Annotated in this window: 10 protein-coding genes; 1 reads left to right on the plus strand and 9 read right to left on the minus strand. The window is 61.9% G+C overall.

The window, feature by feature from the left end:
* Window position 1: 1 nt before the first annotated feature.
* The 4 genes from QRN36_RS01555 to pmbA all read right to left on the minus strand — a co-directional run bounded on the left by QRN36_RS01555 (window position 2) and on the right by pmbA (window position 3,850).
* Window positions 2-463, minus strand: coding sequence for a hypothetical protein (locus QRN36_RS01555; RefSeq protein ID WP_285422518.1), 462 nt, complete (start codon window positions 461-463; stop codon window positions 2-4).
* Between the two features lie 41 nt (window positions 464-504).
* Window positions 505-1,881, minus strand: a complete 1,377-nt coding sequence (locus QRN36_RS01560) for a lyase family protein (protein WP_285422519.1) — start codon at window positions 1,879-1,881, stop codon at window positions 505-507.
* Window positions 1,874-2,269, minus strand: coding sequence for a FagA protein (locus tag QRN36_RS01565; RefSeq protein ID WP_285422520.1), 396 nt, complete (start codon window positions 2,267-2,269; stop codon window positions 1,874-1,876). The genes QRN36_RS01560 and QRN36_RS01565 overlap by 8 nt, the downstream gene beginning before the upstream one ends.
* Before the next feature lie 234 nt (window positions 2,270-2,503).
* Window positions 2,504-3,850, minus strand: a complete 1,347-nt coding sequence (pmbA, locus tag QRN36_RS01570; RefSeq protein ID WP_285422521.1) for a metalloprotease PmbA — start codon at window positions 3,848-3,850, stop codon at window positions 2,504-2,506.
* 107 nt (window positions 3,851-3,957) lie between these two features.
* On the opposite strand from pmbA, the gene yjgA reads away from it, so the two are divergent.
* Complete coding sequence (gene yjgA, locus QRN36_RS01575) at window positions 3,958-4,479, plus strand: ribosome biogenesis factor YjgA (protein ID WP_093462861.1); 522 nt, start codon at window positions 3,958-3,960, stop codon at window positions 4,477-4,479.
* Between the two features lie 102 nt (window positions 4,480-4,581).
* Here the strand turns inward: yjgA and tldD are convergent, their stop codons facing one another.
* From tldD to QRN36_RS01600, 5 genes are all read right to left on the minus strand, one after another.
* Window positions 4,582-6,021, minus strand: a complete 1,440-nt coding sequence (gene tldD / locus QRN36_RS01580; RefSeq protein ID WP_093462859.1) for a metalloprotease TldD — start codon at window positions 6,019-6,021, stop codon at window positions 4,582-4,584.
* 2 nt (window positions 6,022-6,023) lie between these two features.
* The gene (locus QRN36_RS01585) at window positions 6,024-6,875 is read right to left on the minus strand and encodes a carbon-nitrogen hydrolase family protein (RefSeq protein WP_285422522.1); all 852 of its coding nucleotides are present in this window, start codon (window positions 6,873-6,875) and stop codon (window positions 6,024-6,026) included.
* A 172-nt stretch (window positions 6,876-7,047) separates the two neighbouring features.
* Window positions 7,048-10,863, minus strand: coding sequence for a YhdP family protein (locus tag QRN36_RS01590; RefSeq protein ID WP_285422523.1), 3,816 nt, complete (start codon window positions 10,861-10,863; stop codon window positions 7,048-7,050).
* A gap of 199 nt (window positions 10,864-11,062) precedes the next feature.
* Window positions 11,063-12,520, minus strand: coding sequence for a ribonuclease G (gene rng / locus QRN36_RS01595; protein ID WP_285422524.1), 1,458 nt, complete (start codon window positions 12,518-12,520; stop codon window positions 11,063-11,065).
* Window positions 12,517-13,128 (minus strand): nucleoside triphosphate pyrophosphatase, encoded by a 612-nt coding sequence (locus QRN36_RS01600; RefSeq protein ID WP_285422525.1) that lies wholly within the window; start codon window positions 13,126-13,128, stop codon window positions 12,517-12,519. The genes rng and QRN36_RS01600 overlap by 4 nt, the downstream gene beginning before the upstream one ends.
* Window positions 13,129-13,151: the final 23 nt, after the last annotated feature.

The raw sequence follows: 13,151 nt of genomic DNA on the forward strand, positions 1-13,151 counted from the left end.
ATCAATGGACTCCAAAGGACAAAGTGCCGGCGGCAGCGGCGTTGCGCTGAAGCGCCGAACGTGAGTGTTCGCCCGTGCTGTTGAGCAGGCGATGGGTACGTGGGTATTCACCGTGTTCGCTGATGAAGCCCAACAGTTCGCTGTAGGTCTTGTTGCTGTGGCGGAAGGCGGCCTGACGCAACGCAGGCGCAAGGTTGGGGTTCTGGATCACGTGCAGGAGGCGTTGATGCGCGGAGCACAGGTACTCGGCACTCTCCTCCGGCTGTTTCAGGCTCAGGTGCAGGTCCGCGAGGTTGTGGTGAGAAATCACGAATGCCGCCACCGCCTCATCGGGGTCGCCCCAGCGCTCGAGCAGGACTTGAGCAAGCGCCAGCGCTTGCAGATAGAGCTCGCGGGCGTCGACCAGATCGCCACGGTTGAAACAGCTGTTGCCTTTCAGAATGGTGCTTTTCCAATGCTCCATGGCGTGCCTCCTCGATCGGTAGCGTGGGCGGTAGCAGACGGTCAGATCCCGCCGGCAGTGAGTTTTTCCGGGTTCAACAGGGTTTCCAGCCGAGCGCGGTCCAGATCGGTGTGCTCCAGCGCGACGTCGATGATCGGGCGACCTTCCTTGTAAGCGGTCTTGGCGATCTCGGCGGCTTTCTGATAGCCAATGATCGGGTTCAACGCCGTCACCAGAATCGGATTACGCGACAGCGCTTCCCTGAGCTTGGCCTCGTTGACCTTGAAGGTTGCGATGGCCTTGTCGGCCAGCAGGCGGCTGGAGGTGGCCAGCAGCTCGATGCTTTGCAACAGGTTGTGAGCGATGACCGGCAGCATCACGTTCAACTCGAAATTGCCCGACTGGCCAGCGACAGTGATCGTCGCGTCGTTGCCGATGACCTGTGCGGCGACCATCGCGGTGGCTTCCGGAATCACCGGATTGACCTTGCCCGGCATGATCGAAGAGCCCGGCTGCAGGCCTTCGAGCTCGATCTCACCCAGGCCGGCCAGCGGGCCGGAGTTCATCCAGCGCAGGTCGTTGGCGATTTTCATCAGCGACACGGCGGTTGCCTTGAGCTGGCCGGAAACGGCCACTGCCGTGTCTTGGGAACCGATCAGGGCGAACAGGTCCTTGCCCGGCACGAAGCCGACGTCGCTCAAGCGGCTCAGGTGCGTGGCGAAACGCGAGGCGAACTCCGGGTGCGCATTGATGCCCGTGCCTACCGCCGTACCCCCTTGGGCCAACGCCTGCAGACTTGGCAGCAGGTTTTCAAGGTGCTCGACGTTGGCTTTGATTTGCTGCGCCCAGCCATTGAGCACCTGGCTCATGCGCACTGGCATGGCATCCATCAGGTGAGTACGGCCGGTCTTGACGAACGGATGAACCTGCACGGCTTTCTGATCGATCACCTGAATGAGGTGCGCCAGCGCCGGGAGCAGTTGCTCGTGAATCGCCAAGGCGGCGCTGACGTGAATCGTCGTCGGGATAATGTCATTGCTGCTCTGACCACAGTTGACGTGATCGTTGGCGTTGACCGGTTCACCCAGTACCCGGCTGGCGAGCGTGGCGATCACCTCGTTGGCGTTCATGTTGGTGCTGGTACCCGAGCCGGTCTGGAAAACATCGACGGGAAAATGTGTCATGTAATCGCTGGCCAGCAGGTCTTTGCAGGCGGTGAAGATGGCCTTGCTCTGCCCTTCGGAAATCTGCCCGAGTTCAAGGTTGGCCTGGGCGGCAGCGGCCTTTGCCAGCAGCAGCGCTCGGATGAACTGGCCAGGCATGCGCAACTTGCTGACGGGGAAGTTGTTCACCGCACGCTGGGTCTGCGCGCCGTACAGGGCCTCGGCCGGGACCTCAAGTTGGCCCATGCTGTCGCGTTCGATACGGGTATTACTCATCGGTGGATCCTTGCATCAGTTCAGCGAGAGAAATCGAGGGCAGCAACACGCAGGTCGCCAGTTGATGGGCGAAGGCCTGCCAGCGTTGGCGCTGATTAGAGGAATGCGAGAGGGCCTGCATGTCGTGGAGCGGACGCCAGGCCTGATCCAGACACAGGCAGCGCCAGTGCCATGGCAGCGCAGTGTCGCGGGCGGTATCGATCAGCAGACGGAACGTGCTTTCGACGATCAGCGCCTGGGGCGTTGCCGTAAAACGTGCCAGATAACGGCCTTCGGCCAGGTAATGCTGAATGACACGAGGCTCGTCGGGATCAAGGGCACAGCGAATCCGCAGACTCAACGCACGCCAGTTTTCCAGGTGAGGCGACTCGTGCAGAACAGTACCCATGACCGAGGCTCATTTAGCGAATGATATTCATTATTAAATGAGTTCGAGAATCAAAACAACCCCGACGTTTCGCAGTGTGGATGCGCAGGTGGACGGGCAGCAGCGTGGCTTGTCACGCAAACGGCGGGAAAACCGGTGCTGCCTACAGCGAGCGCGATGGGGGCGAATACACAAAAAAAGGCCTGCACCGAAATCGGAGCAGGCCTTTGGATGACGCTGGCAACGCAGGAAATATCAGCTCCCCGCGACGGTCATTTTCTCGATCAGTACGGACCCTGTGCGAATGTTGCTGCGCAGTTCGAGGTCGCTGCCCACAGCGACGATCTGCTTGAACATGTCCTTCATGTTGCCGGCGATGGTCACTTCCTGGACCGGGAACTGGATCTCGCCGTTTTCGACCCAGAAACCCGCGGCGCCGCGTGAATAGTCGCCGGTGACCATGTTCAGGCCGCTGCCCATCAGCTCGGTGACCAGCAGGCCGCGTCCCATGCGGCGGATCAGAGCCGCCTGATCTTCAGTGCCGTGGGAGACGAACAGGTTGTGCACGCCACCCGCGTTGGCGGTGCTCGGCAGGCCCAGTTTGCGGCCCGAATACGTGCTGAGGATGTACGACACCAGATCGCCGTTCTCGACGAACGGTTTGGCGTAGGTCGCAAGGCCGTCACCGTCAAACGCCGAACTGCCCATGGCACGCATCAGATGCGGACGCTCGTCGATGGTCATCCACTCCGGGAACAGCCGCTGACCGATCGCGCCTTCGAGGAAAGACGACTTGCGATACAGATTGCCGCCCGAGATCGCGCCGAGGAAGCTGCCAAAAAGCCCGCCTGCCAGCTCCGCCGAAAACAGCACCGGCACCTCGCAGGTGGGGACGGGACGCGCGCCCAGCCGACTGGCCGCGCGCTCGGCGGCCTTCTTGCCGATGAGGGCTGCGTCCATCAGCAGTTCGCCCTGACGATTGACGTCGTACCAGTAATCGCGCTGCATCTGGCCTTCGCCTTCGGCGATCATCACGCAGCTGAGACTGTGACGGGTCGAGGCATAGCCGCCGATGAAACCGTGGCTGTTGCCGTACACGCGGCAGCCCTGATGCACGTTGAGCGTCGTGCCGTCGGCGTTCTTGATCCGGCTGTCGGCGTCGAATGCCGCCGCTTCACAGATCAGTGCGCGCTCGATGGCCTGTTCGGGGCTGATGTCCCAAGGGTGGAACAAATCGAAATCCGGTTGCTCCTTGGCCATCAGCGCGGCATCGGCCAGACCCGAGCTTTCGTCTTCCGAGGTGTGCTTGGCGATGGCCAACGCAGCGGCAACGGTTTCACGAATGGCATCCGGGCCGCTGGCGGAAGTGCTGGCCGAGCCTTTGCGATGGCCGACGTACAAGGTGATGCCAAAGCCCTGGTCCCGGTTGAACTCGACCGTCTCGACTTCGCGCTGGCGGACCGAAGTAGACAAGCCCTGCTCCAGCGAAACGGCAACCTCACACGCCGTCGCGCCCTGGCGCCGGGCTTCAGCGACGATCTGCTCGACCTGTTGTTGCAGTGCCGGCAAGGCCTGTGGGCCGACGCTTTCTGATGCACTCATGACTTTCTCCATCAAATTCTGATTTCGGCAGATACCGAATACCGACTGGGCCGGACAACAGGCCCCTGACTGGTTATCATGGCGGCGTTTATTTGCGGACGTCCCCCATGGTTGATTCTTACGACGACTCCTTCGACGGAGAGAAAAGCAAAACCCAGATCAAAAAAGAGCTTCACGCTCTGGTGGATCTGGGCGAACGCTTGACGACATTCAAGCCCGATGTGCTGGCCAAGCTGCCTCTTACCGACGAGTTGCGTCGGGCGCTGGCCGATGCTCCCAAGCACACCGCGCACATCGCGCGCAAACGCCATATTTCATTCATTGGCCGGCTGATGCGCGATCAGAACCTAGATGAAATCCTGGTGCTGCTCGATCAGCTCGACGCCTCCACGCGCCAGTACAACGAGCGCTTTCATAATCTGGAACGCTGGCGCGATCGCCTGGTGTCCGGTACTGACGAGGTGCTCGAGCAGTTCGTCAATGAATACCCCGAAGCCGACCGTCAGCAATTGCGTTCGCTGATCCGCCAGGCTCAGCATGAGGCCAAGCAAAACAAGGCCCCGACCGCGACCCGCAAAATCTTCAAATACATCCGCGAACTGGACGAAACCAAGCGCGGCCTTCGCTAAGCCCGTAGGAGCGCGCTTGCCCGCGAATGCGATCTGTCTGTGACAGATGGGGTGGCTGACACGCCACAATCGCGGGCAAGCGCGCTCCTACAGTTCCAAACCTTATCCGCCCGTGCCACCCACGGTGATCGCATCGATCTTCAGCGTCGGTTGACCCACGCCGACCGGCACCGACTGGCCGTCCTTGCCGCACGTGCCCACGCCGCTGTCCAGCGACAGATCGTTGCCGACCATCGACACCCGGCTCATGCACTCCGGGCCGTTACCGATCAGGGTCGCGCCTTTGACGGGCGCCGTGATCTTGCCGTCTTCGATCAGGTAGGCCTCGCTGGTGGAGAACACGAATTTGCCGCTGGTAATGTCGACCTGACCGCCGCCCAGATTGGCGCAGTAGATACCCTTCTTCACTGACTTGATGATTTCTTCCGGATCGCTCTGGCCACCGAGCATGTAAGTGTTGGTCATGCGCGGCATCGGCAGGTGCGCATAGGACTCGCGGCGACCGTTGCCGGTACGCGCGACACCCATCAGACGAGCGTTGAGCTTGTCCTGCATATAGCCTTTGAGCACACCGTTCTCGATCAGCGTGGTGCATTCGGTCGGCGTGCCTTCGTCGTCCACGCTCAGAGAGCCGCGACGCCCGGCCAGCGTACCGTCATCGACGATGGTGCAGAGCTTGGAAGCGACCATTTCGCCCATTCGGCCGCTGTACGCGGAGCTGCCCTTGCGGTTGAAGTCACCTTCCAGACCATGACCGACCGCTTCATGCAGCAGCACGCCGGACCAGCCCGAACCCAAGACCACCGGCAGCGTGCCAGCTGGCGCCGGGATGGCTTCCAGATTGACCAGCGCCTGACGCAACGCTTCGCGGGCATAGCCCATCGCACGGTCTTCGCTGAGGAAATAGCGGTAATCGGTACGCCCGCCGCCGCCGTGGCCACCACGTTCGCGTCGGCCGTTCTGCTCGACGATCACGCTGACGTTGAAACGCACCAGCGGGCGGACGTCCGCGGCCAGGCTGCCATCGGTCGAGGCCACGAGGATGCGTTCCCAGACACCGGCCATGCTGACCGACACCTGCTGGATGCGCGGGTCGAGCGCCCGGGTCGCGATGTCCACACGCTTGAGCAACTCGACCTTTTCGGCCCGCGTCATCACTTCCAGCGGGTTATCCGGTGCGTACAGCTGGGCAACATCTTGAGAGGTGAACGCCTGAACCCGGCCATTCTGCCCGGCGCGGGATATCGAGCGGGCAGCGCGGGCCGCCTGGCTCAGCGCGTCCGGCGTGATGGCGTTGCTGTAGGCGAAACCGGTTTTTTCACCCGACTGCGCACGCACGCCGACACCCTGGTCGAGGTTGAAGCTGCCTTCCTTGACGATGCCATCTTCCAGAGCCCACGACTCGGAAATCTGGCCCTGGAAATACAGGTCGGCCGCGTCGATCCCTGGACCGGCAAGCTCTCCCAGCACTGATTGCAGGCTGTCGATGCTCAGGCCGCCTGGCGCCAGAAGGTGTTCGCTGACTGAGGACAAGTCGCTCATATTCACTCCGGGGTGTTGGCAGGCCGCAAGGCGTCCTGCGAAAAAAATCGCCGGTGATTCGCTACCGGCATTCGCGCCCTGATGGACGCTTGCTCTTGACTGTCTCGTTCGGCCAGCAGCACGGCTTCACCCTGTGCCTGCTCGGCCAGCACGCGGCCCCATGGATCTATGATCGCCGCGTGTCCAAATGTTTCCCTGGGTCCTGGATGAACCCCGCCTTGCGCCGCCGCCAGCAGGTAGCACTGAGTCTCGATGGCTCGCGCGCGCAACAGGATCTCCCAATGCGCCGCGCCAGTGACGGCCGTGAAGGCCGATGGCGCGGTAATCAATTCAGCCCCGGCTTCGCGCAGCGCGGTGTACAGCTCCGGGAAACGCAGGTCGTAACAGACCGTCAGGCCCAATTTGCCAACCGGTGTATCGGCCACCACCACATGGCTGCCGTGGGCGTAATCGTCGGATTCGCGATAACGCCCGCGAGCATCGGCCACGTCCACGTCGAACAAGTGCAGCTTGTCGTAGCGCGCCACCTGTTCACCCCGGTCATCGACCAACAGCGAACACGCCGTCACCTTGCCGTCAGGCTGACCTTCGGGCGGCAGCGGCAGTGTCCCGGCGACAATCCATAACTTGAGGTCGCGAGCGGCCCGTTTCAACCATGGCAGGATCGGACCTTCGCCCAAAGCCTCGGCACGGCCAATGGCTGCAATATCGCGCCGGCCCATGGCGGCGAAGTTTTCCGGCAGCACCGCCAGCTTTGCGCCGGACGCCGCCGCGCGCTCCAGCAGCCCGCGAGCCTGAGCCAGATTGCCCTCGACATCGCTCTGGCTGACCATCTGAATCACCGCGAAGGACATAGGCGCTCCTTGATCGATAGAACTGCACTGTACTCCAAGCAAAGTCGATGAGCTCGCCCGGACGCTCGGTTTCATCGTAACTGCCCTACCCCTTCCCGGCTGAAGCCGGTCCTACTGCCAAGAGCGGCTTTGTATCCGAGAAAGCGTCGGGCGCTCTACCACTGCACTGTGATTACTGCGGTTTCTCGAACGGCTTATCGAACGTGATTTTAGGCTCTTTCCACGGCCCTTCGACCTTGTATTGCACGCTGGCGAAGCGCGCGACGCGATCGCCCAGCAGCTTGTCGACCAGAAACAGCGCGCCACCAATGGCCGGCGCACCGACAATCAATGCGGCAATCGGCAGGTTGTTGGTCACCGGCAGCGTCACCAGCAGCTTGGCATCGACCCGGTCCCGAACCATGTCCAGCGTACCGTTGAGCTCCAGATTGCTCGATGGCCCGATCAACGTGATCGGGTCACGCGTGACATACACCCCGTCGCTGGCCACCAGCAAACCTTTCACCCGGTCGTAACCCAGGCCCTTGCCGAGCAGATCGGAGAAATCGAGACGCAAGCGGCGACCGATGGAATTGAAATTGAGCAGGCCGAACACCCGCAACGCCTGGGCGCCGCCCTCCACCTCGACGAACTGACCGTTCTTGAGCGTGGCGTCGAGGCTGCCGGAATAGCGTTTCAGGCCAACCCAGGCAGGCGAACCCGGCCAGCGGCCATCGGCATTCATCTCGAATTCCTGGCTGGTGACAGTGGGCGCGAAACCCCACGCCTTGAGCACGTCGGCCAGATTCTTGCCGGTCACCTGGCCCTTGAACCAGCTGCCGGTGCTGCCGGGCGCGCCTTCCCAGCCGCCGTTGCCCGACAAGGCCATGCCTTTGAGGCCCAGATTCATATCATTGAGTTGAATGCCCGTTGGCGTAGAACGCACTTTGAGCGACCAGGCGCCGACCAGTTGGTCGCCCTGAAACAACTGCGTGACCTTGATGTTCATCGCCGGGATCTTGCGCGGGTCGACATCGGCCAGCGGATCCGGCGCGTTCTCGACCACCGCCGCGTTGGGATCCGGCGCTGGCAGGCGCACGTAGAGCAGATTGATATCGATCGGCGTGGCTTTGCTGTCGGGCAAGGTCGCGGTGCCTTTGATCTTCGTGCTGTCCAGCGACAGCCCCCAACTGGTGTCGCTGCGCTTGAGCTGCACATTGGCCTGATCGAGGGTCGTGCCCATCGCCGTCAGCTTGCCGATCTGCAGATCGAGGCCACTGAGCAATTGCTTGGCGCTGCCGCCGGGATCGTTGCCTGCGTAGCGCTCGGCCATGGCCTGCCACGGGGCGATGTCCAGTTCCGACAGTGAGCCACGGACTCTCAGCCCTTTGCTGTCCGGAACGATGGCGCCGCCTTCACCGAGGAACAATTCGCCACGGCCATCGGCCAGCTTGCCCGCAGGCGCAGCGTAGGCCAGATTCGCCAGATTGCCGTAGCCCACGCTGATTCGCCGTTCAGGACCCTGCAGGTTCATGCGCAGGTCCGTGTCGCGGGTGTCATCGGCGGTTTTTCCGAAGGGCGCCGGCAGGTCGACCGTGAGGCCTTTCAGATTGGAATTGATCAGCAACTGGCTGTCAGCGCCGTTGAGCAGGACTTGCAGTTGATACGGCAGCTCGCCCGAGACCGGCAACGGCTGAGTGACGCCCAGCCAGTCGGTCAGACGTTTGGTTGCGATCTGGCTGCTGGCGGTGATCCGCGTCACCGGCGCACCCGGTTTACCTTCGGCGAAAATCTCGGCGTTCACCGGTTTGTCGAACGCCACCGCCTTGATGCTCTTGCCGCTGAGCCCCTTGGCGTAGTCGAAACGGAAATTGCCTCTGAGCTGCGTCAGCTCCAGCACCGGATCAGCCAGCTTCAGACGAGCGCCGTCAGTGGTGAAGTCCACGGCCACCTTGGGCTCCTGCCCCTTGACCAGCGGGACATCCAGATTGATGTGGCCTTGCAGCGGCCCTTCGGCCTGCCATCCCGCGAAGGTCTGCCCGGTGCCGATCGGCGCCTCCTGCAGAATCTTCATGCCATCCTGCAAGCTGCCGTCGAAATCACCGTTGACCAACAGATGGCTGGTCTGTCCGGCGGGTACATGCGGGACATCCACGGCCACGTTGCGCACCTGCGTGCCAAGCAATTGCCCTTTGCTGGCACGGATGCGCACGCCGCTGTTTTCCACGAAGACATTGCCGTCCACGCCCGTCAGCTGCGGCCAGCCAGGCTGGAACGCCAGGTTGGCATTCTGCACCTTGAAGAACAGCGTGATCACACGCGCGACATCGGCCGCGTCATGATTGATCGAGCCTTGATACTGGAAAAAACCTTCTTTGACGTCGCCGCTCAGGACCGCCGTGCGCAGCCATTGATCGACGCCCGGATTGAGCATCGCGGGCAGGTATTTGGAGGTGTATTTGCCATCGCCGTCGACCATGCCCACGCGCAGGTCCATGTAGTCTTCCTGATCGTGGTTGAAGTGCAGCCGAATCAGAAAATCGCTCGCGATCTTTCCTTCATCGCCAAGCACTTTGATGTACGGCGCGATCAAGGTGAAACCCTGATCGTCGAGCGCGTAGGTCAGGCGCGCCTCGGCGTGGCGGTACTTCCATTCGTTCTTGAAGATCGGGTCCAGGTGCAGCATGAAGTCATCGGTGTTCAGCCTCAGTTCGCCCTGACCGAGATCACCGCTGATCGCGCCGCTGACATTTCCTGCCGCTGGCGCCCCGTGATAGGCGTCAAAACCCAGCTTGTCCAGGTTCGCGGCGAAGCTTACCCGCTTCGGCCCTTCCGCCTGCGGGCGATAGTCGAGCAGCAGGTTACGCACGCCGCCGGTGAAGTGAAGATGGTCGAGCGCCACCATCAGTTTGTCGGGCAGCGGCGCCAGCGAATCGAGCAGTGGCGTGATCGGTGTCAGGTCGACGCGGTCCGCCTGCACGTGCCACAGCTCCTGACTGTCGGCGGTGGCGGCGGTCTGCTGTAGCTGAAGGCGGCTTTCCCAGCGCTTGCTGTCCAGGTCCATCGCCAGCGAATTAACCGCGACATTGAAACCCTTGTCGTCACGCTGAAACCAGGCATTGAGCGCCAGATTGTCGATGGTCGAAGGCTTGCGATCCGCGAAAGCGCCCTTGAACCGGGGTGCGTTCAACCGCGCGACGGCGGTCTGCAGCGTGCCCTTGCCCCACGTCATCCAGAACTCGCCGCCGGCCTTGAGCGTGTTGATCTTCCAGTCGCGGGTCAGGCTTTTCGGCAGCCAGTGCGACCAGTCACTCTGAGGCAGGCTCAGATACGCCTCGGCTTCGCCATCGCGCCATTCATGTGCGCGCACTTTTGACCGCACGTTCATGGACAGCGGCTGGCCGTCAGGCAAGGTCATGCGCGCGTCCAGCCGCTGATGCAGACTGCCGGTCTTGAGGCTCAGGCTGACATAAGTGAGGGTCAACGGGGATTGGTCGTAGGGTTGCAGCGTGATCTGGCTGTCGAACAACGACAGCTGAGCGATCATCTGCATCTGGGTCAGCACCTGTTCCGGATCGAACGGCTTGTCATCCTGCACCGGCAGGCCCTGCAACGCCCAGTGTCCGTCCTTGTCTTCCTTGAGGCCCAGCTGCAGCCCGTCGAGTTCGAGGCGCGCCAGGCGCACTTCCCGCGCGGTGATGCTGGCCCACAGATCAGGCACTGCCCGCACATGATCCAGACGCACCGCGCTGGCGCCCTGCCCGATCATCACGTCGCGCGCGACGAACACCGGCGCAAACCCGCTCCAGCTGCCTTCCAGGCGTCCGACGCTGATCGGCATGCCCAACGCGGCCTGCGCCTTGGTTTCGACGTCGGCGCGGTACTCGGCCACCATCGGCACCAGCTCGCGGCCGACGCTGACGTACAACGCAATAAGCACGACCACCAGGGCGCACAGGCTCAGTCCCCAGCGGGTCAGCACCGCGAAAAACCGGGTCAGACGCTCCATGCCGCCGAGCCTCCGCACAGCGAGCTTACACGTGGCGTCTGGCTCAACGGTGCAGATGTTGTGATGTCCGGGAGGTGCTCATTTGCCACGCAAGATTCTCTTTGAAGGGCATCCATGCCGTCGGCCTCTCTGGCCAGGTTCTCATTTTGACTGCCGCGCACGCGTCTGCGCGGGGCTTCACACCATGTTTAGCGCAGAATCAGAGCAGTACAACGTCGTATTGTTCCTGGGAATACATGGTCTCGACCTGAAAACGAATGGTCCTGCCGATGAACACCTCCAGTTCGGCCACATTGCCTGACTCTTCGTCGAGCAGACGATCGACCACTTTCTGGTTGGCCAGCACTCGATAACCCAGCGCCTGATAGGCCCGCGCTTCACGCAGAATCTCACGGAATATCTCGTAGCAGATGGTTTCCGGGGTTTTCAGCTTGCCCCGTCCCTGGCAACTGACGCACGGCTCGCAGAGCACCTGTTCAAGACTTTCGCGGGTGCGCTTGCGGGTCATCTGCACCAGTCCAAGCTCGGTGATGCCGATGATGTTGGTCTTGGCATGATCGCGCTCGAGTTGTTTCTCCAGCGTGCGCAGGACCTGCCGTTGATGCTCGCCATCCTCCATGTCGATGAAATCGATGATGATGATGCCGCCCAGATTACGCAGGCGCAGTTGGCGGGCAATGGCGGTGGCCGCTTCCAGATTGGTCTTGAAGATGGTTTCTTCGAGGTTGCGATGCCCCACGAAGGCGCCGGTGTTGACGTCGATGGTGGTCATGGCCTCGGCCGGATCGATCACCAGATAACCGCCGGACTTGAGCGGCACTTTGCGCTCCAGGGCTTTCTGGATTTCGTCTTCGACACCGTACAGATCGAAGATCGGCCGCTCGCCCGGATAGTGCTCCAGGCGATCGGCGATTTCGGGCATCAGCTCATCGACGAACTGGGTGGTCTTCTGGAAGGTTTCGCGGGAATCGATGCGGATCTTTTCGATCTTGGGGCTGACCAGGTCACGCAGCGTGCGCAGCGCGAGGCCCAGGTCTTCATAGATCACGCTGGCGGGGCTGATGGTCTTGATCTGTTCGCCGATCTGGTCCCACAAGCGACGCAGATAGCGGATGTCCATCATGATTTCGTCCGCGCCGGCGCCTTCTGCTGCCGTGCGCAGGATGAACCCGCCCTTCTCTTTGATGCCTTCTTTGGCCACGCAGTCGCTGACGACCTGCTTAAGACGTTCGCGCTCGGCTTCGTCTTCGATCTTCAGGGAAATGCCGACGTGGGCTGTGCGAGGCATGTACACCAGATAGCGGGACGGGATCGACAACTGGGTCGTCAGCCGTGCGCCCTTGCTGCCGATCGGGTCTTTGGTGACCTGCACCACCAGACTCTGACCTTCATGGACAAGCGAACTGATGGTTTCGACGGCCGGCCCTTCACGCATGGAGATTTCCGATGCATGAATGAACGCAGCGCGGTCCAGACCGATGTCGATGAACGCCGCCTGCATGCCAGGCAGCACGCGCACGACCTTGCCTTTGTAGATGTTGCCGACGATACCGCGACGCTGGGTCCGTTCGACGTGAACCTCTTGCAAAACCCCGTTCTCAACGACGGCCACGCGCGACTCCATCGGCGTGATGTTGATCAGAATCTCTTCACTCATGGCGTGTCACCTTCCAGACATTGCCAACAGGGTATGCCGAAACGCTGAAGCATTTCTGCGGTTTCGCACAACGGAAGACCCACCACTGCGGAATAGCTGCCACTGAGGTTCTCGACGAATACGGCGCCCAGTCCCTGGATGCCATAACTGCCGGCCTTGTCGCAAGGTTCGCCGCTGGCCCAGTATGCCCGCGCTTCCTGCTCGGAAATGGGACGGAACCGCACGCGGCTGCTGACCACGCGGGTTTCGCAATGCTGCTCGTCCACCACGGCGACGGCGGTCAGGACATCGTGTTCGCGATTGGAAAGTGCCGCGAGCATGGCCAGCGCCTCGGTTTCGTCCGCAGGCTTGCCGAGAATCCGCCCATCGAGCACCACGGCGGTGTCGGCCCCGAGGACGCAAGCCGTCGAGTAAGCGGGATCGTTGGCGAGCTGCAGCAGACCGGCATCGGCCTTGCCGCGAGCAAGGCGCTCGACGTAGGCGGCGGGGGTTTCGTCTTTGAGCGGGGTTTCGTCGATGTCGGTGCCAAGGGTCTTGAACGGCACGCCGATCTGCGTCAGCAACTCACGACGACGCGGGGAGCCAGAAGCGAGAAGAAGTTGGGGCATGGGACGTCTCCGTGTCAGTGATC

The organism is Pseudomonas sp. efr-133-TYG-103a (assembly GCF_030209235.1).
GTDB lineage: Bacteria > Pseudomonadota > Gammaproteobacteria > Pseudomonadales > Pseudomonadaceae > Aquipseudomonas.

Excerpts from the sequence above, each read along its gene's own strand:
- QRN36_RS01585 (WP_285422522.1), bottom strand. The coding sequence starts at position 6,875 with ATGTCCTTCGCGGTGATTCAGATGGTCAGCCAGAGCGATGTCGAGGGC.
- QRN36_RS01565 (WP_285422520.1), bottom strand. The coding sequence starts at position 2,269 with ATGGGTACTGTTCTGCACGAGTCGCCTCACCTGGAAAACTGGCGTGCG.
- QRN36_RS01600 (WP_285422525.1), bottom strand. The coding sequence starts at position 13,128 with ATGCCCCAACTTCTTCTCGCTTCTGGCTCCCCGCGTCGTCGTGAGTTG.
- rng (WP_285422524.1), bottom strand. The coding sequence starts at position 12,520 with ATGAGTGAAGAGATTCTGATCAACATCACGCCGATGGAGTCGCGCGTG.
- QRN36_RS01555 (WP_285422518.1), bottom strand. The coding sequence starts at position 463 with ATGGAGCATTGGAAAAGCACCATTCTGAAAGGCAACAGCTGTTTCAAC.
- QRN36_RS01590 (WP_285422523.1), bottom strand. The coding sequence starts at position 10,863 with ATGGAGCGTCTGACCCGGTTTTTCGCGGTGCTGACCCGCTGGGGACTG.
- tldD (WP_093462859.1), bottom strand. The coding sequence starts at position 6,021 with ATGAGCGACTTGTCCTCAGTCAGCGAACACCTTCTGGCGCCAGGCGGC.
- yjgA (WP_093462861.1), top strand. The coding sequence starts at position 3,958 with ATGGTTGATTCTTACGACGACTCCTTCGACGGAGAGAAAAGCAAAACC.
- QRN36_RS01560 (WP_285422519.1), bottom strand. The coding sequence starts at position 1,881 with ATGAGTAATACCCGTATCGAACGCGACAGCATGGGCCAACTTGAGGTC.
- pmbA (WP_285422521.1), bottom strand. The coding sequence starts at position 3,850 with ATGAGTGCATCAGAAAGCGTCGGCCCACAGGCCTTGCCGGCACTGCAA.